27 protein-coding genes are annotated in these 23,511 nt (G+C 59.7%); 22 read left to right on the forward strand and 5 right to left on the reverse strand.

What is annotated here, in order from left to right:
• Positions 1 to 243 precede the first annotated feature (243 nt).
• From ACRDD5_RS01390 to tusA, 4 genes are all read right to left on the reverse strand, one after another.
• Positions 244 to 1,530, reverse strand: coding sequence for a TRAP transporter large permease (locus tag ACRDD5_RS01390; RefSeq protein WP_271282628.1), 1,287 nt, complete (start codon positions 1,528 to 1,530; stop codon positions 244 to 246).
• A gap of 10 nt (positions 1,531 to 1,540) precedes the next feature.
• On the reverse strand, positions 1,541 to 2,050 hold the full coding sequence (locus tag ACRDD5_RS01395; RefSeq protein WP_271282629.1) for a TRAP transporter small permease: 510 nt from the start codon (positions 2,048 to 2,050) through the stop codon (positions 1,541 to 1,543).
• A 21-nt stretch (positions 2,051 to 2,071) separates the two neighbouring features.
• The gene (locus ACRDD5_RS01400) at positions 2,072 to 3,046 is read right to left on the reverse strand and encodes a TRAP transporter substrate-binding protein (protein WP_271282630.1); all 975 of its coding nucleotides are present in this window, start codon (positions 3,044 to 3,046) and stop codon (positions 2,072 to 2,074) included.
• A 191-nt stretch (positions 3,047 to 3,237) separates the two neighbouring features.
• Positions 3,238 to 3,480 (reverse strand): sulfurtransferase TusA, encoded by a 243-nt coding sequence (gene tusA / locus ACRDD5_RS01405; RefSeq protein WP_271282631.1) that lies wholly within the window; start codon positions 3,478 to 3,480, stop codon positions 3,238 to 3,240.
• 168 nt (positions 3,481 to 3,648) lie between these two features.
• On the opposite strand from tusA, the gene ACRDD5_RS01410 reads away from it, so the two are divergent.
• Positions 3,649 to 4,314 carry a 7-cyano-7-deazaguanine/7-aminomethyl-7-deazaguanine transporter gene (locus tag ACRDD5_RS01410; protein ID WP_271282632.1) on the forward strand — a complete coding sequence of 222 codons (666 nt, stop codon included), beginning with the start codon at positions 3,649 to 3,651 and terminating at the stop codon, positions 4,312 to 4,314.
• Positions 4,315 to 4,386: 72 nt separating this feature from the next.
• Entirely contained in the window at positions 4,387 to 4,944 is a 558-nt protein-coding gene (locus tag ACRDD5_RS01415; RefSeq protein WP_271282633.1) for a DcrB family lipoprotein, read from the forward strand.
• A 1-nt stretch (position 4,945) separates the two neighbouring features.
• Here the strand turns inward: ACRDD5_RS01415 and ACRDD5_RS01420 are convergent, their stop codons facing one another.
• On the reverse strand, positions 4,946 to 6,154 hold the full coding sequence (locus ACRDD5_RS01420) for an MFS transporter (RefSeq protein WP_438675693.1): 1,209 nt from the start codon (positions 6,152 to 6,154) through the stop codon (positions 4,946 to 4,948).
• Positions 6,155 to 6,298: 144 nt separating this feature from the next.
• Between ACRDD5_RS01420 and ACRDD5_RS01425 the strand changes: the two genes are divergently transcribed.
• The 20 genes from ACRDD5_RS01425 to ACRDD5_RS01520 all read left to right on the forward strand — a co-directional run bounded on the left by ACRDD5_RS01425 (position 6,299) and on the right by ACRDD5_RS01520 (position 23,511).
• Entirely contained in the window at positions 6,299 to 7,348 is a 1,050-nt protein-coding gene (locus ACRDD5_RS01425) for an AI-2E family transporter (protein ID WP_271282635.1), read from the forward strand.
• A gap of 474 nt (positions 7,349 to 7,822) precedes the next feature.
• Positions 7,823 to 8,545, forward strand: coding sequence for a beta-ketoacyl synthase chain length factor (locus ACRDD5_RS01430; RefSeq protein WP_438675694.1), 723 nt, complete (start codon positions 7,823 to 7,825; stop codon positions 8,543 to 8,545).
• Positions 8,542 to 9,357, forward strand: a complete 816-nt coding sequence (locus ACRDD5_RS01435; RefSeq protein ID WP_271282637.1) for a lysophospholipid acyltransferase family protein — start codon at positions 8,542 to 8,544, stop codon at positions 9,355 to 9,357. The genes ACRDD5_RS01430 and ACRDD5_RS01435 overlap by 4 nt, the downstream gene beginning before the upstream one ends.
• Positions 9,338 to 9,595: a phosphopantetheine-binding protein gene (locus ACRDD5_RS01440; RefSeq protein WP_271282638.1), complete on the forward strand. Its 258-nt coding sequence runs from the start codon at positions 9,338 to 9,340 to the stop codon at positions 9,593 to 9,595. Before ACRDD5_RS01435 ends, ACRDD5_RS01440 begins: the two co-directional genes overlap by 20 nt.
• 13 nt (positions 9,596 to 9,608) lie before the next feature.
• A complete protein-coding gene (locus ACRDD5_RS01445) occupies positions 9,609 to 9,863 on the forward strand; it encodes an acyl carrier protein (protein WP_438675695.1) in 255 nt (84 codons plus the stop codon).
• Between the two features lie 5 nt (positions 9,864 to 9,868).
• A complete protein-coding gene (locus ACRDD5_RS01450; RefSeq protein WP_438675696.1) occupies positions 9,869 to 10,456 on the forward strand; it encodes a hypothetical protein in 588 nt (195 codons plus the stop codon).
• Positions 10,449 to 11,810 carry an AMP-binding protein gene (locus ACRDD5_RS01455; protein ID WP_438675697.1) on the forward strand — a complete coding sequence of 454 codons (1,362 nt, stop codon included), beginning with the start codon at positions 10,449 to 10,451 and terminating at the stop codon, positions 11,808 to 11,810. The genes ACRDD5_RS01450 and ACRDD5_RS01455 overlap by 8 nt, the downstream gene beginning before the upstream one ends.
• Positions 11,797 to 12,150, forward strand: a complete 354-nt coding sequence (locus tag ACRDD5_RS01460) for an ApeI family dehydratase (RefSeq protein WP_271282642.1) — start codon at positions 11,797 to 11,799, stop codon at positions 12,148 to 12,150. Before ACRDD5_RS01455 ends, ACRDD5_RS01460 begins: the two co-directional genes overlap by 14 nt.
• The gene (locus ACRDD5_RS01465) at positions 12,141 to 13,832 is read left to right on the forward strand and encodes a glycosyltransferase family 2 protein (RefSeq protein ID WP_438675698.1); all 1,692 of its coding nucleotides are present in this window, start codon (positions 12,141 to 12,143) and stop codon (positions 13,830 to 13,832) included. The genes ACRDD5_RS01460 and ACRDD5_RS01465 overlap by 10 nt, the downstream gene beginning before the upstream one ends.
• A 3-nt stretch (positions 13,833 to 13,835) precedes the next feature.
• Positions 13,836 to 14,258, forward strand: coding sequence for an acyl-CoA thioesterase (locus tag ACRDD5_RS01470; protein ID WP_271282644.1), 423 nt, complete (start codon positions 13,836 to 13,838; stop codon positions 14,256 to 14,258).
• Positions 14,255 to 14,860: an outer membrane lipoprotein carrier protein LolA gene (locus ACRDD5_RS01475; RefSeq protein WP_271282645.1), complete on the forward strand. Its 606-nt coding sequence runs from the start codon at positions 14,255 to 14,257 to the stop codon at positions 14,858 to 14,860. Before ACRDD5_RS01470 ends, ACRDD5_RS01475 begins: the two co-directional genes overlap by 4 nt.
• Positions 14,829 to 17,150 (forward strand): MMPL family transporter, encoded by a 2,322-nt coding sequence (locus ACRDD5_RS01480; protein WP_438675699.1) that lies wholly within the window; start codon positions 14,829 to 14,831, stop codon positions 17,148 to 17,150. Before ACRDD5_RS01475 ends, ACRDD5_RS01480 begins: the two co-directional genes overlap by 32 nt.
• Positions 17,147 to 17,728, forward strand: a complete 582-nt coding sequence (locus tag ACRDD5_RS01485; RefSeq protein WP_438675700.1) for a DUF3261 domain-containing protein — start codon at positions 17,147 to 17,149, stop codon at positions 17,726 to 17,728. The genes ACRDD5_RS01480 and ACRDD5_RS01485 overlap by 4 nt, the downstream gene beginning before the upstream one ends.
• A 1-nt stretch (position 17,729) precedes the next feature.
• Positions 17,730 to 18,896, forward strand: coding sequence for a beta-ketoacyl-[acyl-carrier-protein] synthase family protein (locus tag ACRDD5_RS01490; RefSeq protein ID WP_438675701.1), 1,167 nt, complete (start codon positions 17,730 to 17,732; stop codon positions 18,894 to 18,896).
• Complete coding sequence (locus ACRDD5_RS01495) at positions 18,893 to 19,366, forward strand: ApeP family dehydratase (RefSeq protein ID WP_438675702.1); 474 nt, start codon at positions 18,893 to 18,895, stop codon at positions 19,364 to 19,366. Before ACRDD5_RS01490 ends, ACRDD5_RS01495 begins: the two co-directional genes overlap by 4 nt.
• Positions 19,363 to 20,094 carry a 3-ketoacyl-ACP reductase FabG2 gene (locus ACRDD5_RS01500; protein WP_271282650.1) on the forward strand — a complete coding sequence of 244 codons (732 nt, stop codon included), beginning with the start codon at positions 19,363 to 19,365 and terminating at the stop codon, positions 20,092 to 20,094. The genes ACRDD5_RS01495 and ACRDD5_RS01500 overlap by 4 nt, the downstream gene beginning before the upstream one ends.
• Positions 20,091 to 21,320 carry a beta-ketoacyl-ACP synthase gene (locus tag ACRDD5_RS01505; RefSeq protein WP_271282651.1) on the forward strand — a complete coding sequence of 410 codons (1,230 nt, stop codon included), beginning with the start codon at positions 20,091 to 20,093 and terminating at the stop codon, positions 21,318 to 21,320. Before ACRDD5_RS01500 ends, ACRDD5_RS01505 begins: the two co-directional genes overlap by 4 nt.
• Positions 21,321 to 21,322: 2 nt before the next feature.
• The gene (gene acpT / locus ACRDD5_RS01510) at positions 21,323 to 21,904 is read left to right on the forward strand and encodes a 4'-phosphopantetheinyl transferase AcpT (protein WP_438675703.1); all 582 of its coding nucleotides are present in this window, start codon (positions 21,323 to 21,325) and stop codon (positions 21,902 to 21,904) included.
• Positions 21,905 to 21,962: 58 nt separating this feature from the next.
• Entirely contained in the window at positions 21,963 to 22,757 is a 795-nt protein-coding gene (locus ACRDD5_RS01515) for an SDR family NAD(P)-dependent oxidoreductase (protein ID WP_438675704.1), read from the forward strand.
• A 91-nt stretch (positions 22,758 to 22,848) separates the two neighbouring features.
• Positions 22,849 to 23,511 (forward strand): HAD family hydrolase, encoded by a 663-nt coding sequence (locus tag ACRDD5_RS01520; protein WP_271282654.1) that lies wholly within the window; start codon positions 22,849 to 22,851, stop codon positions 23,509 to 23,511.

Here is a 23,511-nt window from a genome sequence, read left to right on the forward strand (position 1 = left end):
CGTAGCGACGATTTTCTTGCCGGGAGCCCGGGTAGCCAGGGCGGTGGCGATTGAGCCGCCCTGGCACGTTCACGGGTGACGCGACTGACAGAGAAGCACAGAACTTAAAGTGAACGGAACCACCACCGGAGCCGCATGCTCCCCCTCACCCCAACCCTCTCCCTGAATGGAGAGGGGGCCGACCGTGCCAATTTTTTTTATGGGGATCCCTCAGCCCACAGGGAGAGGGAGAAAACACAACGACTACTGCATCCCCAGCAAATGCGGCAACCACAGTGAAATCGCCGGGATGTAGGTCACCATAGCCAGCACCACCAGCAGCATGCCGTAGAACGGCAGCATGGCGCGGACCACGGTTTCGATCTTCTGCTTACTCACCGCACTGGCAACAAATAGCACCGATCCCACTGGCGGGGTAATCAGGCCGATCCCAAGGTTCACCATCATGATCATGCCAAAATGTACCGGATCGATGCCCAGCGAGTTGGTCACCGGCAGCAGCACCGGGGTCAGGATCAAAATCAGCGGCGCCATGTCCATCAGCGTGCCCACCAGCAGCAGCATGATGTTGAGGTACATCAGGATCACGTACTTGTTATCCGACAGCGAGGTGAAGAACTCGGTGATCCGCATCGGCAGCTGCATGTAGGTCATTACCGCGCCAAATGCCGCCGCAAAGCCGATCAGGATCATCACGATCGTTACTGTCTTCACCGTCCGGCACATCAGCTTCGGCAGCTCGCTCCACTTGTAGTCACGATAGATAAACATGGTGACAAAAAACGCCCACAGGCAGGCGACCGCCGCCGATTCGGTAGCGGTAAAAATTCCCGACAATATCCCGCCAAGAATGATCACCACCGTCATCAGACCCCACAGCGCATCGACAAAAATCCTCAGCGCCTGCTTAAACGGGATCCGTTCACCTTTTGGATAGCCCCGCTTGTGGGCAAAGCCCAGGCACAGGAGCATCAGGCAGAACCCGAGCAGCAGCCCCGGCAGCACCCCGGCGATAAACAGCGTGGCGATCGACACCGTGCCGCCCGCCGCCAGGGAGTAAATCACCGAGTTGTGGCTCGGCGGGATCAGGATCGCCTGCACCGAGCCGCTGGCCGTCACCGCCGCCGCGTATTCGCGCGGATAGCCCTTCTTCTCCATCTCCGGGATCATCACGCTGCCGATGGAGGCGGTATCCGCCACCGACGAGCCCGAGATGGCACCGAAGAAGGTCGAGGCGACGATATTCACCAGCGACAGCCCGCCGCGAATAAAGCCGACAAAGATATAGGCAAAGTTGACCAGCCGCCGGGCGATGCCCCCTTCCGCCATGATCGCCCCCGCCAGGATAAAGAACGGGATCGCCAGCAGGGTGAACTTATTGACCCCGCTGGTTATCTGGATCATCAGCGCTTCCAGCGGCAGATCGATCCACAGCGCCCCCGCCACCGCACTCAACCCGACGGCAAACGCCACCGGCATCCCCAGCGCCAGCAAAATGGCAAGGGTGAAGAGCAAAATAAAAGCATCCATGATTCACCCCTTAACTGTGGTTGCCGATCATGACGACCGGGCGGTTTTCCTGGGAGCCAAACATCAGCCGCTCCAGCACGAACAAAATGAGGATCGCCGAGCCGACGGGCAGCGGCAGATAGCTCTCACCGGAGGTCAGAATCGGAAACTCCGCCACCGGCTGTTCCCACAGCTCGACGCAGAGCAGGTAGCTGTACCAGAAGATAATCAGCGAAATCAGCAGCATCAGCAGATCCACAATCCTGGCACACAGGGCTTTTAACCCGGCTGGCAGGCGGTCGGTCAGCATGTTCACCGCGATATGCGATCCGGCGCGGTAGCCCACCGCCGCGCCGATAAAGGTGAAAGTCACCATGCAGATGATGGCCACCGGTTCAGGCCACGACTCGCCGCGGTTGAGGACGTAGCGGGAAAAAATCCCAATCGGAATCACGATGGTCATGATCAGCAGCGAGACGCCCGCCACGGTCATGGCGAGCAGGTACAGGCGATCCATCCACTTCAGATAGCTTTCGGACATACGTCCTCCACAGGGCTGGGTTTACTGAACGTCAGCGATGGCTTTCATCAGGTCCTGATGCTTTTTCTCGCCATACTCTGCGCGCACCGGCTCTGTCGCTTTGATAAATACCGCCTTATCGATGTCATGGAACTGTACGCCACCGGCTTTCATTTTTTCCAGCGCCTGCTGGTTGTAGGCCTGCCACAGCTTGCGCTGTTCAAACTGCGCTTCACGGGCCAGGGTCAACACTTTTTGCTGCTCGTCGGCGCTCAGCTTGTCCCATTTCACTTTGGAATAGAGCAGCATTTCCGGGGTGATGAAGTGGCCGCTGAGGGTGTAGTTTTTGGCCACCGGCATGTAGTTGTGGGCCACAAAGGTTGGCGGGTTGTTTTCTGCCCCGTCAATCACCCCAGTCTGCATCCCGCTATAGACCTCACTCACCCCCATCGCCACCGAGTTGGCCCCCATGTCTTTCAATGTGGCCAGCGCAACAGGGCTACCCTGCACGCGAATCTTCATCCCTTTTAAATCTTCCGGCTTGGCCACCGGGTTCTTGGTGATCAGGTTGCGGGTGCCGGAGTCCATCCAGCCGAGGAACACCAGACGAGATTTGGGATTGGCGGTCAGCTTCTCGCCGATGGCTTTGCCCACGTCACCGTCGATGACTTTGTGCATATGATCTTCATCGCGGAAGACGTACGGCAGGGTAAAGACTTCGATGTCCGGCAGGATGGCGGCAACCGGTGCCATCGAGACGCGAATAATGTCGATGGCGCCCATCTGTGCCTGCTCGATCATCTGTTTTTCATCCCCCAGCACGCCGCCGGGGAAGACTTTAATCTCCAGCTTGCCATCGGTTTGTTGTTTCAGTTTTTCGCCCATCTGCTGTACCGCCACTACGTTCGGGTAGCCTTCGGGATGGACATCGGCGGCTTTAATGGTTTGCGCAGAAACGGAGCAGGCAAAAGCGGACAGGCACAGAGCAGCCAGCAACGGCTTGAGGGTCGTTTTCATCGAGTCAACTCCAGGGTAGTGAGGGTAAGTATCGGAACGTTGTTTTAGTTTTGAACGTTTAAAAACTAGACCACACCCTGAAAAGCGGAGGTGAAGCGCCTCACAAAAAGCGCCAAATAATGAAATGATGGTTTAGATTTGTGGCGAGGGTCATGCCGGGTGGCGGCTTCGCCCTACCCGGCCTGCTGGGGCTAGCCTTTACGTAACAGGTACCGGTACGGCAGCACCTCAGTCTCCTGCGCCAGCAGCTCATGTTCCATAAAGGTACAGAAACCCGGGATATCGCGGGTGGTGGCCGGATCGTCGGCAATGATTAGCAGGGTTTCACCGGTTTGCATGTTGCGCACCGTTTTACGCACCATCATCACCGGCTCCGGGCAGCGCAGGCCTTGGGCGTCAAGGGTGTGGTCGGGGCTGGAAAACAGATCGGTCATCGTCGTCTCGCTAAGGTAAAAAACGGCAGTAGTTTACGCCCCACAGGGGGCAATGCAAACCAGGTTAACGATTGCGTGAAAATCAACCATTGCAAAGATGAATTAAAGCAGTATGATGCAGCCGGTTTTATTGGGTTCCCTCACCCCAACTTATAAAAAGGTCACAATATGACGCAGTTCTCTCAATCGCAGCGCGTAAAAGCGTTGTTCTGGCTTTCGCTTTTTCATCTGCTGGTGATCACCTCCAGTAACTATCTGGTGCAGCTGCCGATCTCCATTTTTGGTTTGCATACCACCTGGGGCGCGTTCAGCTTCCCGTTTATCTTCCTTGCTACCGATCTCACCGTGCGCATCTTTGGCGCGCCGCTGGCCCGACGCATTATTTTTGCCGTCATGCTCCCGGCGCTGTTTGTGTCGTACGTGATCTCCTCCCTGTTCTATATGGGAAGCTGGCAGGGGTTTGAAGCCCTGACCCACTTCAACCTGTTCGTCGCCCGCATTGCCGCGGCCAGCTTTATGGCCTATGCGCTGGGGCAGATCCTTGATGTGCATGTGTTTAACCGTCTGCGGCAGAACCATCGCTGGTGGATGGCCCCCACCGCCTCCACGCTGTTTGGGAACGTCAGCGATACGCTGGCCTTTTTCTTTATCGCGTTCTGGCGCAGCCCGGACCCGTTTATGGCCCAGCACTGGATGGAAATTGCGCTCGTGGATTACGCCTTTAAGGTGCTTATCAGCCTGGTGTTCTTCCTGCCGATGTATGGCCTGCTGCTGAATATGTTGCTGAAAAGACTCGCAGATAAATCTGAAAATCCGGCATTGCAGGCCGGTTAAAGGTTCCCCTGAACAGTTGTGATAAGATGGACGGATGAGCCGTTATGGCCGTTTATCGAAAGGAAGAATTCAATGCGCAATCTGGTTAAATATGTCGGGATTGGCCTGCTGGTGATGGGGCTTGCGGCCTGTGATAACAATGACGGCAAAGCGCCTGTTCAGGGTGCCTCTGCCGAGAGCAATGCGACGGGTCAAGCGGTCAGCCTGATGGATGGCAAACTTAGCTTCTCTCTGCCTGCCGATATGACCGATCAGAGCGGCAAGCTGGGCACCCAGGCCAACAACATGCACGTTTACTCCGACGCCACCGGGCAAAAAGCGGTGATTGTGATCGTCGGCGACGACACCAGTGAAGACCTGGGCGTGCTGGCAAAACGTCTGGAAGAGCAGCAGCGCAGCCGCGACCCGCAGCTGCAGGTCGTGACCAACAAAGCCATCGAGCTGAAGGGCCACAACCTGCAACAGTTGGACAGCATTATCTCGGCCAAAGGCCAGACTGCTTATTCATCCGTGGTGCTCGGCAAAATCGACAATAAGCTGCTGACCCTGCAGATTACCCTGCCTGCTGACGATCAGCAGAAAGCGCAAACTGCTGCGGAAAGCATTATCAATACGCTGGTTATTCAGTAAGTTATTGCGATGACATGGCCTCCGCTGGAGGCCATTTTTTTAGCCGCCACGTCAGCAGTAACGCCACCGCCACCAGTCCTGCCGCCGCGAGATAGATAACCGGCACCCCGGCCCACGCCATCACCAGTCCGGCCAGCGGCCCGGTCACCCCCAATGACATGTCCATAAACACCGTGTAGGTCGCCAGCGCTGCGCCCTGGTTTTGCTGCGGCACGGCTTTCACCGCCACCACGCCCAGCGCCGGGAACACCAGCGAGAAGCCCGCACCCGCGAGGAAAACGCCAGTTTTCGCCATCCACGGTGCCTCGGCGATACCGGTCAGCAGCAGTCCGACAATCTCGACGCTAAAGCAGATCATCGCCACGTTCAGCCCGCCCAGCCGGTTGATGCCGTTGGGGAACAACAGCCGCGTGCCGACAAACGCACAGCTAAATAGCGTCAGCGCAAAGGCCGCGCCGTCCCAGCCTTTGGCGTCGTAGAACAGGGTAATGAAGGTGGCGATCACCCCAAAGCCCGCCGAGGCCAGCGCCAGTGCCATACCGTACGGCCAGACGCGTCCGAGCACCGCGCGAAACGGCATCGGTTTGCCTTTGCTGGCTTTCACCGTCGGTCGCGGCAGCGCGAACAGGATCGCCAGTAGCGCCACCACCATGATGGTCAGCGCCAGGCCGTTCAGCCCGCTGTAGCGGTAGCACAGGACGCCGAGCGGCGCCCCCATCGCCATTGCGCCGTAGGTGACAATCCCGTTCCAGGAGATCACCCGCCCGATATGCGATGCGCCCACCACGCCCACGCCCCACAGGGTCGATCCGGTTCCGGCCAGGCTTTGCCCGACGCCAAGGATCACCCGGCCCAGACACAGCAGCGCCAGGCTCACCATCGGCCAGCCGCTGGTGAAGCCGGCCAGCAGATAACTCACCCCGCTCAGGAAACAGCCGCACAGCCCCAGCACCACAATGCTTTTCGGGCCAAACAGGTCGGCATAGCGTCCGGCGTAAGGGCGACTTAACAGGGTGGCGAAGTATTGCAGGCTGATCACCAGACCCGCCCAGAAGGCACTAAAGCCCATGATGTCATGCACATAGCCAGGAAGGACCGCCAGCGGCAGGCCGATGGTCAGGTAGCTGGCAAAGTTGAAAATAACGACAGAAACAATCCGCAGATTAAGACGTAATCCGCTCAGCGCCGGTTCGGCGGCAGGTTCGGGCATCGGGCTCACCAGAATTTTTACAACAGTGTTTCACTATTACCACGTCAGGCCTGGAAAATCAGCAGCGACTTTAAGAATACAGGTGCCTACCGAAGCGTTACGCGCGCACTACACTTTAGGGGCATCTCATAACAAGGAAACGCTATGACAACCACGCCGCCCGACAAAGTGGGTTTACACATATTGCTGAAGCTGGCCTGCCTGGTGGTGATCCTCGCGGGTATTCACGCCGGGGCGGATATCATCGTACAGCTGTTACTGGCGCTCTTTTTCGCCATCGTTCTCAACCCGCTCGTCACCTGGTTTATACGCCGGGGCGTAAAGCGGCCTTTCGCCATCACCATTGTGGTGATAGTGATGCTGATCGTGCTGACGGCGCTGTTTGGCGTGCTGGCGGCTTCGCTCAGTGAATTTTCTGCCCTGCTGCCGAAATACAACAGAGAACTGACGCGCAAAATTATCAGCCTGCAGGAGATGTTCCCGTTTCTGAACCTGCATATCTCGCCGGAGCGCATGCTGAAACGCATGGATTCCGAAAAGGTCATGACCTTCGCCACCGCGCTGATGACCCAGCTTTCCGGGGCGATGGCCAGCGTGCTGCTGCTGGTGATGACCGTGGTCTTCATGCTGTTTGAAGTGCGCCATGTGCCGTACAAAATGCGTTTTGCTCTGAACAACCCGCAGATCCACATCGCCGGTTTACACCGGGCGCTGAAGGGCGTGTCGCACTATCTGGCGCTGAAAACGCTGCTGAGCCTGTGGACGGGGGCCATCGTCTGGCTGGGGCTGGCGCTGCTCGACGTACAGTTCGCCCTGATGTGGGGGGTGCTGGCTTTTCTGCTGAACTACGTGCCCAACATTGGCGCGGTGCTCTCCGCCGGGCCGCCGATGATTCAGGCGTTCCTGTTCAACGGCATTTATGAGTGTCTGATGGTGGGGGCGCTGTTTCTTATCGTCCATATGATTCTGGGCAACATCGTTGAGCCAAGAATGATGGGCCACCGGCTGGGGATGTCGACGATGGTGGTGTTCCTGTCGTTACTGATCTGGGGATGGCTGCTCGGCCCGGTGGGGATGTTGCTCTCCGTGCCGCTGACCAGCGTCTGTAAGATCTGGATGGAGACCACCCATGGGGGCAGCAAACTGGCGATCCTGCTCGGCCCGGGCAGGCCAAAAAGCCGACTACCGGGATAGCCATGCCTTCTCAGGCTGTCAAAAAACCTGCTGCTCTGAAACAGCGGCAGGTTTATTTAGCTAACAGAATGGTCTTATCGTATTAAAATAAAAAACACCCGAATTACATTTATTTAAAGAGTCCCAAACGCCTTTAATTTTCGCCTTATCCGTAAGCGAATCGCCCCGCGCAAATACCCTCTGCACGCCAGGGGTATGAATGTAATGTGAGTATTCTGAAAAAAGCGGCTTATTATTAAGCCTGTGCCAGCATACTTCTGATAAGCAAAGATTTTCCCATCAATGGGTTCAGGTTTTCTCATTTTTATTTAATGTAATACCGCCTCTTATATTCGCCAGCACGCCGACAAAATTGTACGATGTCGATGGCAATACCCTTTTTTTAGCATCGAGACTTTTTATCCCTCTCCTGAGTCAGCAGACTTCAGGCTAAGCTTCGTTATTGGATTACGGATTTATCGCGGACGCGCGCAGATGAAATTTGCACTTAACATTCTCGACTGGCAAGCCAGAGCGCCAGGCCTTAGCGATGCCAGTCAGTGGCTGGCATGGTCGCAAGGTTTGCACGCCATCGATCCTGGTGCGCCGCAGGCGAAACTGACCGCGCTGCCGATGATGACCGCCCGCCGCCTCAATTCTGGCAGCAAGCTGGCGGTGGATTGCGGTCTGGCAATGGTGCGTAAACACGCCATCGATGCGGTGGTCTATACCAGCCGCCACGGCGAGCTGGAGCATAACTATCGCATTCTGCATGCGCTGGCCACCGGGCAGGATGTTTCGCCAACCGATTTTGCCATGTCCGTACACAATTCTGCGGTGGGCAATCTCACCATCGCCGCGCGTCAGCCGATTGTCTCGTCATCGCTTTCCGCCGGGCTTGATACCTTCCAGCAGGGCTTGTGCGAAGTGCTGAGCCTGATGCAGGCCGGATACGCCCGCGTGCTGATGGTTGATTTCGACGGTGCGCTGCCTGGCTTTTACCATTCGGCCCTGCCGTCACCGATGCCAACGTGGCCGTTTGCGCTGGCGCTGGTCCTCGAAGCCGGGGAGACGCTGCACTGCGAAACCCGCCCCGGCAGTCCCGGCACAGAGCCCCCTTTAGCGCAGAGCCTGCTGTTCCTTCGGCACTATCTTCGTCACGATCCGCAGTTTGCGATCGCCGGCGAGCGCCTGCTGTGGCAATGGACGCGCCAATGACCGGGATCATTGCCACCCTCAATCGCGGCTGGCGCCGGGTCATGACCGGTCTGTGCTTCGTCCTGTTTGGCGTCGGTGGGCTGCTGCTGTCTCTGGTGTGGTTCAATCTGTTATTGCTCGCGCAGCGCGATCGTGCCCGTCGTCGTCGCCTCGCTCGTCGCAGCATCGCCGCCAGCTTCCGCGCCTTTTTAACCGTCGCCCGCGCGGTTGGGGTGCTGGATTACCGCATTGATAATCTGGAGGCGCTGCGCCAGGATCGCGGCTGTCTGGTCGTGGCGAACCATCCCACGCTTATCGACTATGTGCTGATCGCCTCGGTGATGCCGGAAACCGACTGTCTGGTGAAAAGTGCGCTGCTGCGTAACCCCTTTCTGAGCGGCGTGATACGAGCGGCGGATTACCTGATTAACAGCGAAGCCGACACGCTGTTAAGCGCCTGTCAGCAGCGGTTGGCTCAGGGAGACACTTTACTGATATTCCCGGAAGGCACGCGTACCCGAGCGGGGGAAGCCATCACTTTGCAACGCGGCGCGGCGAATATTGCCGTGCGCTGTGGCAGCTCGCTGCGGGTGGTGATCATCCACTGCAGCGAGCCTCTGCTGGATAAACAACACCGGTGGTATGAAGTCCCGGCGAACAAACCCTTTTTCACCCTCGATGTCCGTGAGCGGGTGAATACTCATGATTTTTACGATGCGGCGGTACAAGAACCGGCTCAGGCAGCACGGCAGCTCAACCGACACCTGCAGCATCGCTTAACATCCGGTCTTCAATCTTTGTCAGGAATTAATGATGCAAGCGCTCGACCTTGAAATTAAAAATCTTATTATCTCTACCCTCAATCTGGACGAACTGACCCCTGACGACATCGATACCGATGCGGCGCTGTTTGGCGATGGCCTGGGTCTCGATTCAATCGATGCCCTGGAGCTGGGGCTGGCGGTAAAAAACCAGTACGGCGTCGTGCTGTCTGCCGAAAGCGAAGAGATGCGTCAGCACTTCTTCTCCGTCGCCACCCTGGCGTCATTTATCACTGCCCAACGCGCCTGAGAACGGATCCACCATGACAACTGAACAAGACGCTATTTATCAGGAAGTGACCTCCCTGCTGATCAACCTGTTTGAGCTCTCCCCACAAGACATCACCCCAGAGGCGCGCCTGTATGAAGACCTGGATCTGGACAGCATCGACGCTGTCGATATGGTGGTTAACCTGCAGAAGAAAACGGGCATCAAGATCAAGCCTGAAACCTTCAAATCGGTGCGTACCGTTCAGGACGTCGTAGACGCCGTCGAACAGCTTCTGCGTGAAGCCTGAGCCGCATGCGTGACGGACGGTCATTTCCGGCTATCCCGTTCCTGACGGGCTTAATGCTGGTCGCCTGGCCGTTCCTGATTGGCTTTGGCCTGACGCATAACGGCCTGCACTGGCTGCTGCCGCTAATGGCATTGCTGCTGCTGTTTCGTCTGCGCCAGGCGCGACTTCACGCCGGGCCGATGCGCTATGTCGTTCAGAGCGTGGCGCTGGCAGGCATCGCCCTCTGCGCGGCAAGTTACCTGTTGAAGGCCCATCAGTGGCTGCTGCTGTATCCGGTGGTGGTCAACCTGGTGATGCTGGCGGTATTTGGCGGCTCGCTGTGGACATCAATGCCGCTGGTTGAACGGCTGGCCCGGCTGCGTGAACCGAATTTACCCCCTGAAGGGGTGCGTTATACCCGCGTCGTGACCCGCGTGTGGTGCGGCTTTTTCATTTTTAACGGCAGCGTGGCGCTATTCACCGTCCTGCGGGGCGATATAGCACTCTGGACGCTGTGGAACGGCATCATTGCCTACATTCTGATGGGAACCTTGATGACAACCGAGTGGCTGGTGCGTCAGCGGGTGAGAAACAAAGAGAAGCACCATGCATAGCGCCCTTCCTGTGCGCCAGTGGCTGAATGCCCCGCGCCCGGACGACACGCCTGTTGCCTGGTGTGGCGATCGCGACTGGACGCTGGGGCAGTTGCGCGATGACGTCAGCAGCTTAACAACCTACCTGCAACAGCAGGAGGGCGAGCGCTGGGCGCTCTGTTTCGACGATAGCTATCTGTTTATCGTAGCGTTACTGGCGATGCTCCATGCCGGTAAAATTCCGGTCATCCCGGGCCACAGCCGGGTATTGCTGCTGGAAAAGCAGCAGGCCCTGTTTGATGGCCTGCTGAGCGATCGGGCGTTACGCTATTCCGGTCGTCTACGGGTGGTGAGTGCTACCCGACGCAGCCACGCCCCCTTTCTACCGCTGCCTGACATTGCCGACGCGGCCTTCATCGAGCTGTTTACCTCTGGCTCGACCGGGGCACCAAAACGCGTCGTCAAAACCATCACCGACCTCGACAGGGAAGCCGCGCTGCTGGCGACCCTTTTTGGCGAGCGGCTGATCGGCTGTCGGGTGGTGGCCTCCGTGGCGCCTTATCATCAGTACGGGCTGACGTTTCGCCTCTTTTTACCCCTGTCGCTGGGGTTAGTGGTGCATTCAGCCATCATCGAGTACAGCGAGCAGTTGGCGGCGCTCGATCCGCAGTATCGCTACCTTTTCATCAGCAGCCCGGCGTTTCTGAAGCGGATCGACACGCAGCTCTCTGCCCCACCGGTGGCGATGCTGATCTCCGCCGGAGGAGCGCTGGAGTGGAAAACCGTGGAGAAGACCCATCGCTGGCTAAACATCTGGCCGGATGAAATCTATGGCAGCACTGAAACCGGCGTCCTCGCCTGGCGCCATTATCAGAAAGAGGGTCTCCTCTGGCGGCCCTTGCCCGGCGTGCATTTCCATCAGGATCAGGACGGCCTTCGCGTCGCCTCACCGTTCATCCCACACGGCGAAGAGTGGCCCCTCGACGATGTCCTCCAGTTTGATGCGACCGGCGCATTCAGGCTGGTCGGACGCCGGGATCGGGTGGTAAAAATCGAAGAGAAACGTGTCTCGCTGGATGAGATCGAGCAACTTCTACTGGCGTTAGAGGGTATTTGCGAAGCGGCGGCGCTGCCGATAGTGCGCAACGGAAGACAGGGGATTGGCGCGCTGCTGGTGTTGGACGGCGCAGCGCGTGAACAGCGCAAGCAGCGTGGCAACAACGCGCAGGAGCAGGCCTGGCGACGCGCCTTGCGACCCTGGCTCGACCCCGTCGCGGTGCCTCGCGACTGGCGCATCGTTGATGAAATACCGGTTAACAGTATGAATAAGCGTGTTTATGCGCAGTTACAGGAGTTATTTCATGAAAATCCATGAAATTGAGCGCCAGCAGGCACACCCGCAGCATCTGGATATCACCCTGCATCTTGATCCCGCGCTATTCTGGTTTCAGGGCCATTTTGCCGTCCAGCCGCTGCTGCCGGGCGTGGCCCAGCTTGACTGGGTGATGCACTACGCCACCACGCTGCTGGCCCCGGCGTATCGCTTTCACAGTATTCAGAACGTGAAATTTCAGGCCCCGCTGCTGCCCGATACCACGGTGACGCTCACCCTCGACTGGCACGCTGAGCGTGAGATGCTCTCTTTCCACTATCAACGCCACGATGGCGCACAGCGCCATATCGCCAGCAGCGGGAAGATTCGCTTATGTCGTTAACCTTCCGTCCCTGCATCCTGATCCCCTGCTATAACCACGGGGCGATGATGCCGAGCGTGCTGCAACGCCTGGCCCCGTTCGCCCTGCCGATTATCCTGGTCGATGATGGCAGTGATGCCGGTACCCGTCAGGAACTGAACCGCCTTGCTGCCGACAATGCCCAGCTCACGCTGGTGCGGCTGACGCACAACGCCGGGAAAGGCGCGGCGGTGATCCGCGGGCTGAAAGTCTGTGCCGGATCCGGGTTTACCCACGCGGTGCAGGTGGATGCCGACGGGCAACATGCGATTGAAGATATCCCGAAACTGCTGGCGCTGGCAGCCCGTCATCCCCAGGCGCTTATCTCCGGCAAGCCGGTTTATGACGCGTCGATCCCGCGCGCGCGGCTGTATGGCCGCTGGGTAACGCACGTGTGGGTGTGGATCGAAACCCTCTCTTTACAGCTCAAAGACAGCATGTGCGGCTTTCGGGTGTACCCGGTGGCCCCGACGCTGCAGCTGGCAAGCCGCGTGTCGCTCGGCAAGCGGATGGATTTTGACATCGAAGTGATGGTGCGCCTCTACTGGCAGGGCACCACCAGCCATTTTCTGCCAACCCGCGTGACCTATCCGCAGGATGGCGTATCCCATTTCGATACCCTGAAAGACAACCTGCGCATTTCATGGATGCATACCCGGCTGTTCTTCGGCATGTTACCCCGCATCCCCTCCCTGCTACGGGGTCGCCGCAGGCAGCACTGGGCAGAGCAGCAGGAAGTCAAAGGCCTGCGCGGGATGCGCCTGATGCTGCGGGTCTGGCAATGGCTCGGTCGTCGGGCGTTTAATGCGCTGCTGTGGCCGGTGATTGGTGTCTACTGGCTGACGGCCCGTCCGGCGCGACGGGCATCGCAGGAGTGGATCGCCCGGGTCAGCCAGACGCTGGCCCAGCGCCAGCAGCCGACGCCCGCACGCCTGAACAGTTTTTTCCACTTCCTGCGCTTTGGTCAGGCGATGCTGGATAAAGTCGCCAGCTGGCGCGGGGAGCTAAAGCTGCACCAGCACGTGACCTTTGCCCCCGGGGCGCGTGAAGTGCTGGATAGCGATGCGCCGCAAGGCAAGCTGCTGCTGGCCTCACATCTGGGCGATGTGGAGGTGTGCCGCGCGCTGGCCCAGCGCGAAGGCCACCACACCATAAATGCGCTGGTGTTCAGTGATAACGCCCAGCGCTTCAAACAGATTATGCAGGAGATGGCCCCCGAGGCGGGGCTGAACCTGATCTCCGTTACCGATATCGGGCCGGAGACCGCCATCCTCCTGAAAGAGAAGCTGGAGCGCGGCGAGTGGATTGCGATCGTCGGCGATCGTCTGGCGATCAACCCTCAGCGTGGCGGCGAGTGGCGGGTGGTCTGGAGCGAATTTATGGGCCAACCGGCCCCCTTCCCCCAGGGGCCGTTTATCCTCGCCGCGATCCTGCGCTGTCCGGTGGTACTCATTTATGCCCTGCAACAGCAGCAGACCCTGCGGATCCACTGCGAGCCGTTTGCCGACCCGCTGATCCTGCCGCGAGAGGGGCGTCAGCAAGCGTTACAGCAGGCTGTCGATCGTTATGCGCAGCGGCTGGAGCATTACGCCCTGCAGTCGCCGCTCGACTGGTTTAATTTTTTCGATTTCTGGCGCCTGCCGGATACCAAAGGAAAGGAGTAAAGGGTGCTGACCGATCCCCGCTTTACCACCGAGGTTGAGTTGACCGTCCCGTTTCACGACGTCGATATGATGGGCGTGGTCTGGCATGGCAACTATTTCCGCTATTTTGAAATTGCCCGCGAGGCGCTGCTGAATCAGTTCGATTACGGCTATCGCCAGATGAAAGCCTCCGGCTATGTCTGGCCGGTGGTAGACACCCGGGTGAAGTACCGGGAGGCGCTCACCTTCGAACAGCGGATCCGCGTCCGCGCCCATATTGACGAGTTTGAAAATCGCCTGCGCATTGCCTATCAGATTTTCGACGCCGCCAGCGGCAAACGGACCACCACCGGCTACACCATTCAGGTGGCCGTTGAAGAGATGAGCCGCGAGCTGTGCTTTGTCAGCCCGGCGATCCTGTTTGAGCGTATGGGAGTGACACCATGAAGTGGTTACCGCTGCTTGCCCTGCTGGCAAGCCCGTGGGTCAGCGCCGTGACGCTGGACGAATTGCAGCAGCGCTTTACCGAACAACCGGTGGTGCGCGCCCACTTTGAGCAGACCCGCACCATTAAGGATATGCCCCAGCCGCTGCGCTCCAGCGGCGAGATGCTGATCGCCCGCGACGACGGCCTGCTGTGGGATCAAAAATCACCCTTCCCGATGCTGCTGCTGCTGGATGACAAACGAATGGTGCAGACCATTAACGGCCAGCCGCCGCAGACCATCACCGCGGAAAACAACCCGCAGATGTTCCAGTTTAACCATCTGCTGCGCGCCCTGTTCCAGGCAGATCGCAAGGTGCTGGAGGAGAACTTCCGCATCGATTTTAAGGATCTCGGCAATGGCCGCTGGTCGCTGATGCTGACACCAACCACCACCCCGCTGGATAAGGTTTTTACCTCGCTGGATCTGGGTGGCGCAGCCTACATGGAATCGATTGTGCTGAACGATAAGCAGGGCGACCGCACCCAAATCGCCCTTTCCCACCACCAACTGACGCCCGCCAGCCTGACCGATGCCGAACGCCAACGCTTTGCCGCACCATAACAGCTGCCGTCCGGCGCTGCTGTGGTTGCTGACCTGCCTGATCCTGCTGGGGGTGCTGCTGTCGCTCCTGCCCGGTGCACGGCTGAACAGCAGCGTACTGGCGATGCTGCCCAAACAGACCCTCGGGGCGATCCCCCCGGCGCTGAACGACGGTTTTATGCAGCGCCTCGACCGCCAGCTGGTGTGGCTGGTCAGCCCCGGCAAAAAAGCCGATCCGCAGGTGGCACAGCAGTGGCTGACACTGCTGCAGGGTTCGTCGTCGCTGAATGAGGTCAAAGGCCCGATGGACGCTGCCGGGCAGAAGGCGTGGGGAGAATTTTTCTGGCAGCACCGTAACGGCCTGATCGACTCTGCTACCCGCGCGCGCCTGCAGAACGGCGGTGAAGCGCAGGCGCAGTGGATTTTGTCCCAGCTCTATTCGGCCTTCTCCGGCGTCAGCGGCAAAGAGCTGCAAAACGACCCGCTGATGCTGATGCGTGGCTCGCAGCTGGCGCTTGCGCAAAACAGCCAGAAGCTGCAGCTGATGGACGGCTGGCTGGTGACGAAAGATGAGGCCGGAAACTACTGGTATCTGCTGCATGGCGAGCTGACCGGTTCGTCATTCGATATGCAGCAAACCAGCAGACTTGTGACAACGCTGCACGGGCTGGAAGGCCAGCTGAAAGCGCAGTATCCCGAGGCACAGCTGCTGTCGCGCGGCACCGTATTTTACAGCGATTACGCCAGCCAGCAGGCGAAACGGGATATTTCGACCCTTGGCGTCGCCACTATTCTGGGGGTTGTCCTGCTGATTGTGGCGGTGTTCCGCTCCCTGCGTCCGCTGGCGCTGTGCCTGATCTCTATCGCCACAGGCGCGCTGGCGGGCACGGTGGCGACGCTGCTGCTGTTTGGCGAGCTGCACCTGATGACGCTGGTGATGAGCATGAGCATCATCGGTATCTCCGCGGATTACACCCTCTACTACCTGACCGAACGAATGGTTCACGGCGGGCAGGATTCACCCTGGCAGAGCCTGGCGAAGGTGCGTAATGCCCTGCTGCTGGCGCTGCTGACCACGGTTGTGGCGTATCTGATCATGATGCTGGCGCCGTTCCCGGGGATTCGTCAGCTGTCGGTGTTCGCCGCCGTGGGGCTCAGCGCCTCGTGCCTGACGGTGATTTTCTGGCATCCGTGGCTGTGTCGCGGCCTGCCGGTGCGTCCGGTCCCGGCAAGGGTGCTGATGCTGCGCTGGCTGGCGGCGTGGCGGCGCGACAGGCGTCTGTCTGTGGGTCTGCCGGTTGCGCTGGCGCTGCTGGCGGTAGCGGGTATGGCCACCCTGCGGATCGATGACGATATCGCCCAGCTGCAGGCGCTGCCGCAGGATATTCTGGCGCAGGAAAAAGCCATCACCGCCCTCACCGGGCAGAGCGTCGATCAGAAATGGTTCGTGGTGCATGGCGTCTCGGCCCAGCAAACTCTGGAGCGGCTGGAGGCCTTTACCCCGGCGCTGGCCCGGGCGCAGCAGGCGGGTGACCTGACGTCGTGGCGCACCCTGCCGCTGAACTCGCTGAAGAGGCAGGAAAGCGATCTGGCGCTGCTAAAAAGCGGGGTCCCGGCGGTAACGACAGTGTTGCAACGCGCCGGCATGACAACGATTTCAGCCGATCTGAACGCCATGCCGGTGCAGGTTGAGGCCTGGCTTGCCAGCCCGGCCAGTGAAGGCTGGCGGCTGCTGTGGCTGACCCTCCCCGACGGGCAAAGCGGCGTACTGGTACCGGTCAATGGGGTCAACAACAGTCCCGCCCTGGCGGCGCTGGCCGACAAATATCCGGGCGTGGTGTGGGTGGATCGCAAGGCGAGCTTTGACAGCCTGTTTGCCCTCTATCGCACGGTGCTGACCGGGCTGCTGGTTGTCGCGTTAGCGGTGATCGCCTGCGGGGCAATGCTGCGCCTCGGCTGGCGCAAAGGGCTGATAAGTCTGGTGCCGTCGGTGCTGTCGCTGGGCTGTGGCCTGGCGGCGCTGGCCGTGACGGGCCATCCGCTGAATCTGTTCTCGCTGCTGGCGCTGGTGCTGGTGCTCGGGATCGGTATCAACTACACCCTGTTTTTCAGCAACCCGCGCGGCACGCCGCTGACCTCGATGCTGGCGATCACCCTGGCGATGCTGACCACGATTTTGACCCTCGGCATGCTGGTATTCAGCACTACCCAGGCCATCAGCAGCTTTGGAGTGGTGCTGGTCAGCGGTATTTTTACCGCCTTCCTGTTGGCGCCGCTGGCGATGCCGACTAAAAAAGAGAGAACACGATGAGGCCTTTATACCGTGCCATCGCCCTGATCGGCGTGCTGTTGCTGGTGGGTTGTGGTTCATCCACGCAGAATACCGACGCTGCTCGCCCGCAGGCGTGGCTGCAGCCCGGCACCAAAGTGACGCTGCCTGCGCCGGGCATCACCCCGACGCTCAATTCGCAGCAGCTGCTGACCGGCCGTTTCAACGGCAAAACCCAGTCGCTGCTGGTGATGCTGAATGCCGACGGGCATAAAATTACCCTGGCCGGACTGTCATCGGTAGGAATTCGTTTGTTCCTTGTCACCTATGATCAAACGGGGATCCATACTGAACAGTCGATTGTTGTGCCGCAGCTGCCTCCGGCCAGCCAGGTGCTGGCGGACGTGATGCTCAGCCACTGGCCCATCAGCGCCTGGCAGCCGCAGTTGCCGAAAGGCTGGACGCTGCAGGACAAGGGCGACCGCCGCGAGCTGCGCAATGCCCGCGGCACGCTGGTGACGGAGGTGGTTTACCTGCAGCGTAAAGGTCAGCGCGCGCCGATCAGCATCGAACAGCACGTCTTTAATTACCACATCACCATTCAATATCTGGGTGACTGAGATGATCTACATTTCTGCCGTTGGCCTGGTCAACGCGCTCGGCAACGGACCTGACGAGATTGCCGCTAATCTGACGCGCGGCGTTGCACCCGGGATGCGTATTCGCCGCGGCTGGTTACAGAACCAGGATGCGGTGCTGGGGGGCGTCGAGGGTGATTTACCGGCGATCCCGGATAGCTATGCTGCGCACCGCACGCGCAATAATCAGCTGCTGCTGGCCGCGCTGGCGCAGATCCAGTCTGCCGTGGACGACGCCATTGCCCGTTTCGGTCGGGAACGCATTGCCGTGGTGCTGGGCACCAGTACCTCAGGGCTCGACGAGGGTGATGAACATGTGCGCCTGACGCAGAACGGCGAAGCCAGCCTTCACTGGCAGTATTCCCAGCAGGAGCTGGGCGATCCGTCGCGTTTTCTGGCGAGCTGGCTCACGCTGGAAGGCCCGGCCTATACCCTCTCGACCGCCTGCTCCTCCAGCGCGCGGGCAATCATCAGCGGCCGACGGTTGATTGACGCCGGGCTGGTGGATATCGCCATTGTCGGCGGGGCGGATACGCTAAGCCGGATGCCGGTCAATGGCTTTAACAGCCTTGAATCGCTGTCCACCACCCTGTGCGAGCCCTTTGGCCGCGATCGCCGGGGCATCACCATTGGCGAAGCGGCCGCCCTGATGGTGCTGACCCGCGAGCCGCAGCCGGTGGCGTTACTGGGCGTCGGGGAGTCGAGCGATGCGTACCATATTTCGGCCCCGCATCCCCAGGGCGAAGGGGCGATCCACGCCATGACTCAGGCCCTGAACGACGGGGGAATAAAACCGGACGAGGTAGGCTACATCAACCTGCACGGCACCGCGACACCGCTCAACGACAGGATTGAATCCCAGGTGGTGCATGACCTGTTTGGCGACACCGTACCCTGCAGTTCAACCAAGCATCTGACCGGCCACACGCTGGGGGCGGCGGGGATCACCGAGGCCGCGTTGAGCTGGCTGATTCTGACCCGCGACCTGCCGCTGCCTGCCCAGGATTTCGACCGTTATGCGCCCGATCCAAGGCTCGCCGCCTGCGGTCTGCTGCATCAGCCTGTGGCCTTGAAAAAAGCGACGATCATGTCTAATTCATTCGCCTTCGGCGGCAATAATGTCAGCATCTTGCTGGGGAGAGTGTCATGAGTTATTTACCACCAGGCGACTACCTGCCCCACGACGCGCCGATGCTGCTGCTGGAGTCGGTGGAAAGCGTTAGCGAAGAGGCGGCTGTCTGCCGGGTAACGGTCAGCGGCCAGGGGGTGTTGGCCCCCTTCCTGAATGCTGAGGGCTGCCTGCCGGGTTGGTACGCGCTGGAGCTGATGGCCCAGACCGTGGGCGTCTGGTCTGGCTGGCATCGTCAGCAGCAGGGGCGCAGCAGCATCACGCTCGGCATGGTGTTGGGCGCCCGGGAACTGGTGTGCGCAGCAGGGCAGTTCCCGGCCAACAGTCTGTTAACCGTGAGCATCAAACTGCTGATGCAGGATGAACGCTTTGGCAGTTTCGAATGTGCTATCACCGCCGACGGTTGCACGCTGGCAACCGGCCGGGTCAATACCTTTAAGCCCACCCACGAAGAGTTAACCTCGCTTTTTAATCAGGGAGCACGCGCATGAGTCGTTCCGTTCTGGTTACCGGCGCCAGCAAAGGCATTGGCCGGGCCATCGCCATGAAACTGGCTGCTGATGGGTTTACCGTTGGGGTCCATTATCACCGTGACGCCGCAGGCGCACAGGACACCCTTAGCGCCATCGAACAGGCGGGCGGCAGTGGCCGCGTGCTGTCGTTTGACGTGGGCAACCGGGAGCAGTGCCGCGAGGTGCTGGAGCAGGAAATCGCCACCTTTGGCGCCTGGTATGGCGTGGTCAGTAACGCTGGGATCGCCCGCGATGGCGCCTTCCCGGCACTGAGCGACGACGACTGGGACAGCGTGATCCACACCAATCTCGACAGCTTTTATAACGTCATCCACCCCTGCATTATGCCGATGATTGGCCGACGCTCGGGCGGGCGTATCATCACCCTGTCTTCCGTTTCCGGGCTGATGGGCAATCGCGGCCAGGTGAACTACAGCGCGGCGAAAGCGGGGATTATCGGTGCCACCAAAGCGCTGGCGATTGAGCTGGCGAAGCGCAAAATTACCGTCAACTGCATCGCACCGGGGCTGATTGATACCGGGATGATCGAGATGGAAGAGGCCGCGCTGCAAGAGGCGATGGCCATCATCCCAATGAAACGAATGGGCCACGCGGACGAAGTCGCTGGGCTGGCCAGCTATCTGATGTCTGATATTGCGGGCTATGTCACCCGCCAGGTCATTTCCATTAATGGGGGCATGCTATGACGCGTCGCGTGGTGATTACAGGCATGGGTGGCGTCACCGCCTTCGGTGAGGACTGGCAGTCGGTTGCGGCACGCTTACTGCAATATGAAAACGCCGTGCGCAAAATGCCGGAATGGGCGGTTTATGACGGTCTTCAGACCTTGCTGGGGGCGCCAGTCGATGACTTTGCCCTGCCGGAACACTACACCCGCAAGCGCATCCGCTCGATGGGCAGGGTGTCGCTGATGTCGACCCGCGCCACCGAGCTGGCGCTGGCGCAGGCCGGACTGATTGACGATCCGGTACTCACCCACGGCGAAACCGGGATTGCCTACGGCTCATCCACCGGCAGCACCGGTCCGGTTAGCGACTTCGCCACCATGCTCACCGAAAAACACACCAGTAACATCACCGGCACCACCTATGTGCAGATGATGCCGCATACCACAGCGGTGAACACCGGGCTGTTCTTCGGCCTGCGCGGGCGGGTGATCCCGACCTCCAGCGCCTGCACCTCCGGCAGCCAGGCGATCGGTTACGCCTGGGAAGCCATTCGCCACGGTTATCAAACGGTGATGGTCGCAGGCGGCGCAGAAGAGCTCTGTCCGTCAGAAGCGGCAGTGTTCGATACGTTGTTCGCCACCAGCCAGCGCAACGACGCGCCGAAACTCACCCCGTCACCGTTTGATACACAGCGCGACGGTCTGGTGATTGGCGAAGGTGCCGGGACACTGATTCTTGAAGAGCTGGAGCATGCGAAAGCGCGTGGCGCGACGATCTACGGTGAAATCGTGGGCTTCGCCACCAACTGCGACGCGGCGCATATCACCCAGCCGCAGCGGGAAACCATGCTGATCTGCATGGAGAAGTCGCTGAAAATAGCCGGACTCAGCCCGCGTGAGATCGGCTACATTTCCGCACACGGCACGGCAACCGACCGGGGCGATATTGCCGAAAGCCAGGCCACTGCCGCGCTTTTCGGCGACAACGTGCCGATTTCATCGTTAAAGAGCTATTTTGGCCATACGCTCGGGGCCTGCGGCGCGCTGGAAGCCTGGATGAGTGTGCAGATGATGCGCGAGGGCTGGTTTGCCCCGACCCTGAATTTAAGACAACCGGATGAGCAATGTGGCGCATTAGATTATATTATGGGGAAAGCCCGTCATATTGACTGCGAATATCTGCAAAGCAACAACTTCGCGTTCGGCGGCATTAATACCTCCATTATCATTAAACGCTGGGCGTGACTATGTACCAGTTTCTACTGGGAAAGATTTCTACTCTCAGCGCTGACCCTCTGGCGTCAGCGCTGGCCGAACAGGCACCACAGGGCGCGCGTCGCCTTCCCTGGCTGGCCGGACGGACTCTGCTCGCCCGGGCGCTGTCTCCTTCTCCGGTGCCGGACATTGTCTTTGGCGAACAGGGCAAACCCGCGTTCGTCGATGCTCATCCGTACTGGTTTAACCTGAGCCACAGCGGGGATGATATTGCCCTGCTGCTGAGCGATGAAGGCGAAGTGGGCTGCGACATTGAAGTGGTTCGCCCACGCGACAACTGGCAGGCGCTGGCCAATGCGGTCTTTAGCGTGGCCGAGCACGATGAACTGGAACGTGAAACGCCCGAAGACAAGCTGGCGGCGTTCTGGCGCATCTGGACGCGCAAAGAGGCGATTGTTAAACAGCGCGGCGGCAGCGCCTGGCAGATTGTCAGTATCGACAGCACCTTTGCTTCCGCACTGAGCATCAGCCACTGTCAGTACGGTGCGCTCAGCCTGGCGGTCTGCACGCCGACGCCGTTTACGCTTCATCACGATGCTCTGCGCCTGCTGTAACCTTTTTCCCACCTGCTACGCTTAATGGTCTGACTTTGCTAACAACATGGAGCAGACCATGAAAATCGATCTTACGGGAAAAGTAGCGTTGGTCACCGCCTCCACCGGCGGTATCGGCTTCGCTATCGCCAGAGGGCTGGCGGAGAGCGGCGCAGAGGTGATCCTCAACGGGCGCAGCATCGACTCGGTCAACCGGGGCATTCAGCATCTCCAGCAATCGCTGCCCGGCAGTCAACTGCGGGCGGCGATTGCCGATCTCAGCACCCCTGAAGGCGTGGAAGCGCTACTGAAAGTGGCGTCCGACGTCGATATCCTGGTGAACAACGCCGGGATCTACGGACCCGAAGATTTTTACACCACCGCCGACGAGGCCTGGGATAACTACTGGCAAACCAACGTGATGTCCGGGGTGCGCCTGTCCCGCGCCCTGCTGCCCGGCATGGTGCAAAAAGGCTGGGGCCGGGTGGTGTTTATCTCCTCGGAGTCGGCCTGCAACATCCCGGCGGACATGATCCACTACGGGGTGACCAAAACCGCCCAGCTGTCGCTGGCACGCGGGCTGGCGAAATTTGTCGCCGGGAGCGGCGTCACCGTCAACAGCGTATTGCCCGGCCCGACGATGTCTGACGGCTTTGCCGAAATGATGAAAGACGAGATCGAGAAAACCGGCAAATCGCTGGAGACGCTGGCGAAAGAGTTTGTGATGGCTCATCGCCCGAGCTCGGTGATCCAGCGTGCCGCCACGGTCGATGAGGTGGCAAACATGGTGGTTTACGTCTGTTCACCGCAGGCCTCCGCCACCTCCGGCGCGGCGCTGCGCGTCGATGGCGGCGTAATAGACGATATTATCTAGCGGGCAAGCCGCCCGCCCTCTGGCGGGTGGCATCTGGCCTCAAAGCAGGTAAACTGACGGGCAGAATATGTCTTCCAGCTAAGATCACGTTATGACCAATATGATTGCCGATGAGGCAGTAGCAAAATCCAGTGTGCTTTCTGTTTTTGATTTTGACGGCACGCTGACGCATCACGACAGTTTTATCCCTTTCTTACGCTTTGCGTTCGGTAAACGCTATTTTGCCGGCCGTCTGGTGCGGATGGCCTTGCCCACGCTGCACTGCGTGCGCCGTAAGCTGACCCGTGACGAGCTTAAAGAGGTGCTGATCAAGACCTTCCTGACCGGCGTGGATGAGCGCTGGCTGCGCCAGCAGGCGGATCTGTTCTGTGAAAAATACTGGGCCAGGCTGATGCGCCCGGCAGGCGTGATTGCGGTGGCGACGGAAGTGAACTCCGGGGCCGAAGTGACGATCTGTTCTGCGTCACCGGCGCTGGTGCTGCAGCCGTTTGCCGACAAGCTCGGCATTAAGCTTATCGGCACCCAGCTGGAAGTGAAAAACGGCAAGCTGACCGGCCGGATCACCGGCCATAACTGCCGCTGCGGGCAGAAGGTCTCAAGGCTGGAACACGTTTACGGCAGCCTGACGAACTACCATCTGCGCGCCTGGGGCGATACGCGCGGGGATCATGAGCTGCTGGCCGCGGCACAGGATCCGCACTGGCGTCATTTCCATCACCCGCGCGCGCGCCGTAATTCGCCGATCAAGCTGTAA

This window comes from Silvania sp. (assembly GCF_051656365.1).
Taxonomy (GTDB): Bacteria; Pseudomonadota; Gammaproteobacteria; order Enterobacterales; family Enterobacteriaceae; genus Enterobacter; species Enterobacter hatchlandensis.

Bases quoted from the DNA above. Each gene is read 5' to 3' on its own strand.
- ACRDD5_RS01425 (WP_271282635.1), top strand. From the start codon at position 6,299: ATGACAACCACGCCGCCCGACAAAGTGGGTTTACACATATTGCTGAAG.
- ACRDD5_RS01465 (WP_438675698.1), top strand. From the start codon at position 12,141: ATGTCGTTAACCTTCCGTCCCTGCATCCTGATCCCCTGCTATAACCAC.
- ACRDD5_RS01475 (WP_271282645.1), top strand. From the start codon at position 14,255: ATGAAGTGGTTACCGCTGCTTGCCCTGCTGGCAAGCCCGTGGGTCAGC.
- acpT (WP_438675703.1), top strand. From the start codon at position 21,323: ATGTACCAGTTTCTACTGGGAAAGATTTCTACTCTCAGCGCTGACCCT.
- ACRDD5_RS01445 (WP_438675695.1), top strand. From the start codon at position 9,609: ATGACAACTGAACAAGACGCTATTTATCAGGAAGTGACCTCCCTGCTG.
- ACRDD5_RS01520 (WP_271282654.1), top strand. From the start codon at position 22,849: ATGACCAATATGATTGCCGATGAGGCAGTAGCAAAATCCAGTGTGCTT.
- ACRDD5_RS01410 (WP_271282632.1), top strand. From the start codon at position 3,649: ATGACGCAGTTCTCTCAATCGCAGCGCGTAAAAGCGTTGTTCTGGCTT.
- ACRDD5_RS01480 (WP_438675699.1), top strand. From the start codon at position 14,829: ATGCCGAACGCCAACGCTTTGCCGCACCATAACAGCTGCCGTCCGGCG.
- ACRDD5_RS01455 (WP_438675697.1), top strand. From the start codon at position 10,449: ATGCATAGCGCCCTTCCTGTGCGCCAGTGGCTGAATGCCCCGCGCCCG.
- ACRDD5_RS01505 (WP_271282651.1), top strand. From the start codon at position 20,091: ATGACGCGTCGCGTGGTGATTACAGGCATGGGTGGCGTCACCGCCTTC.
- ACRDD5_RS01440 (WP_271282638.1), top strand. From the start codon at position 9,338: ATGCAAGCGCTCGACCTTGAAATTAAAAATCTTATTATCTCTACCCTC.
- ACRDD5_RS01415 (WP_271282633.1), top strand. From the start codon at position 4,387: ATGCGCAATCTGGTTAAATATGTCGGGATTGGCCTGCTGGTGATGGGG.
- ACRDD5_RS01515 (WP_438675704.1), top strand. From the start codon at position 21,963: ATGAAAATCGATCTTACGGGAAAAGTAGCGTTGGTCACCGCCTCCACC.
- ACRDD5_RS01390 (WP_271282628.1), bottom strand. From the start codon at position 1,530: ATGGATGCTTTTATTTTGCTCTTCACCCTTGCCATTTTGCTGGCGCTG.
- ACRDD5_RS01400 (WP_271282630.1), bottom strand. From the start codon at position 3,046: ATGAAAACGACCCTCAAGCCGTTGCTGGCTGCTCTGTGCCTGTCCGCT.
- ACRDD5_RS01450 (WP_438675696.1), top strand. From the start codon at position 9,869: ATGCGTGACGGACGGTCATTTCCGGCTATCCCGTTCCTGACGGGCTTA.
- ACRDD5_RS01495 (WP_438675702.1), top strand. From the start codon at position 18,893: ATGAGTTATTTACCACCAGGCGACTACCTGCCCCACGACGCGCCGATG.
- tusA (WP_271282631.1), bottom strand. From the start codon at position 3,480: ATGACCGATCTGTTTTCCAGCCCCGACCACACCCTTGACGCCCAAGGC.
- ACRDD5_RS01460 (WP_271282642.1), top strand. From the start codon at position 11,797: ATGAAAATCCATGAAATTGAGCGCCAGCAGGCACACCCGCAGCATCTG.
- ACRDD5_RS01430 (WP_438675694.1), top strand. From the start codon at position 7,823: ATGAAATTTGCACTTAACATTCTCGACTGGCAAGCCAGAGCGCCAGGC.
- ACRDD5_RS01435 (WP_271282637.1), top strand. From the start codon at position 8,542: ATGACCGGGATCATTGCCACCCTCAATCGCGGCTGGCGCCGGGTCATG.
- ACRDD5_RS01485 (WP_438675700.1), top strand. From the start codon at position 17,147: ATGAGGCCTTTATACCGTGCCATCGCCCTGATCGGCGTGCTGTTGCTG.
- ACRDD5_RS01420 (WP_438675693.1), bottom strand. From the start codon at position 6,154: ATGCCCGAACCTGCCGCCGAACCGGCGCTGAGCGGATTACGTCTTAAT.
- ACRDD5_RS01490 (WP_438675701.1), top strand. From the start codon at position 17,730: ATGATCTACATTTCTGCCGTTGGCCTGGTCAACGCGCTCGGCAACGGA.
- ACRDD5_RS01500 (WP_271282650.1), top strand. From the start codon at position 19,363: ATGAGTCGTTCCGTTCTGGTTACCGGCGCCAGCAAAGGCATTGGCCGG.
- ACRDD5_RS01395 (WP_271282629.1), bottom strand. From the start codon at position 2,050: ATGTCCGAAAGCTATCTGAAGTGGATGGATCGCCTGTACCTGCTCGCC.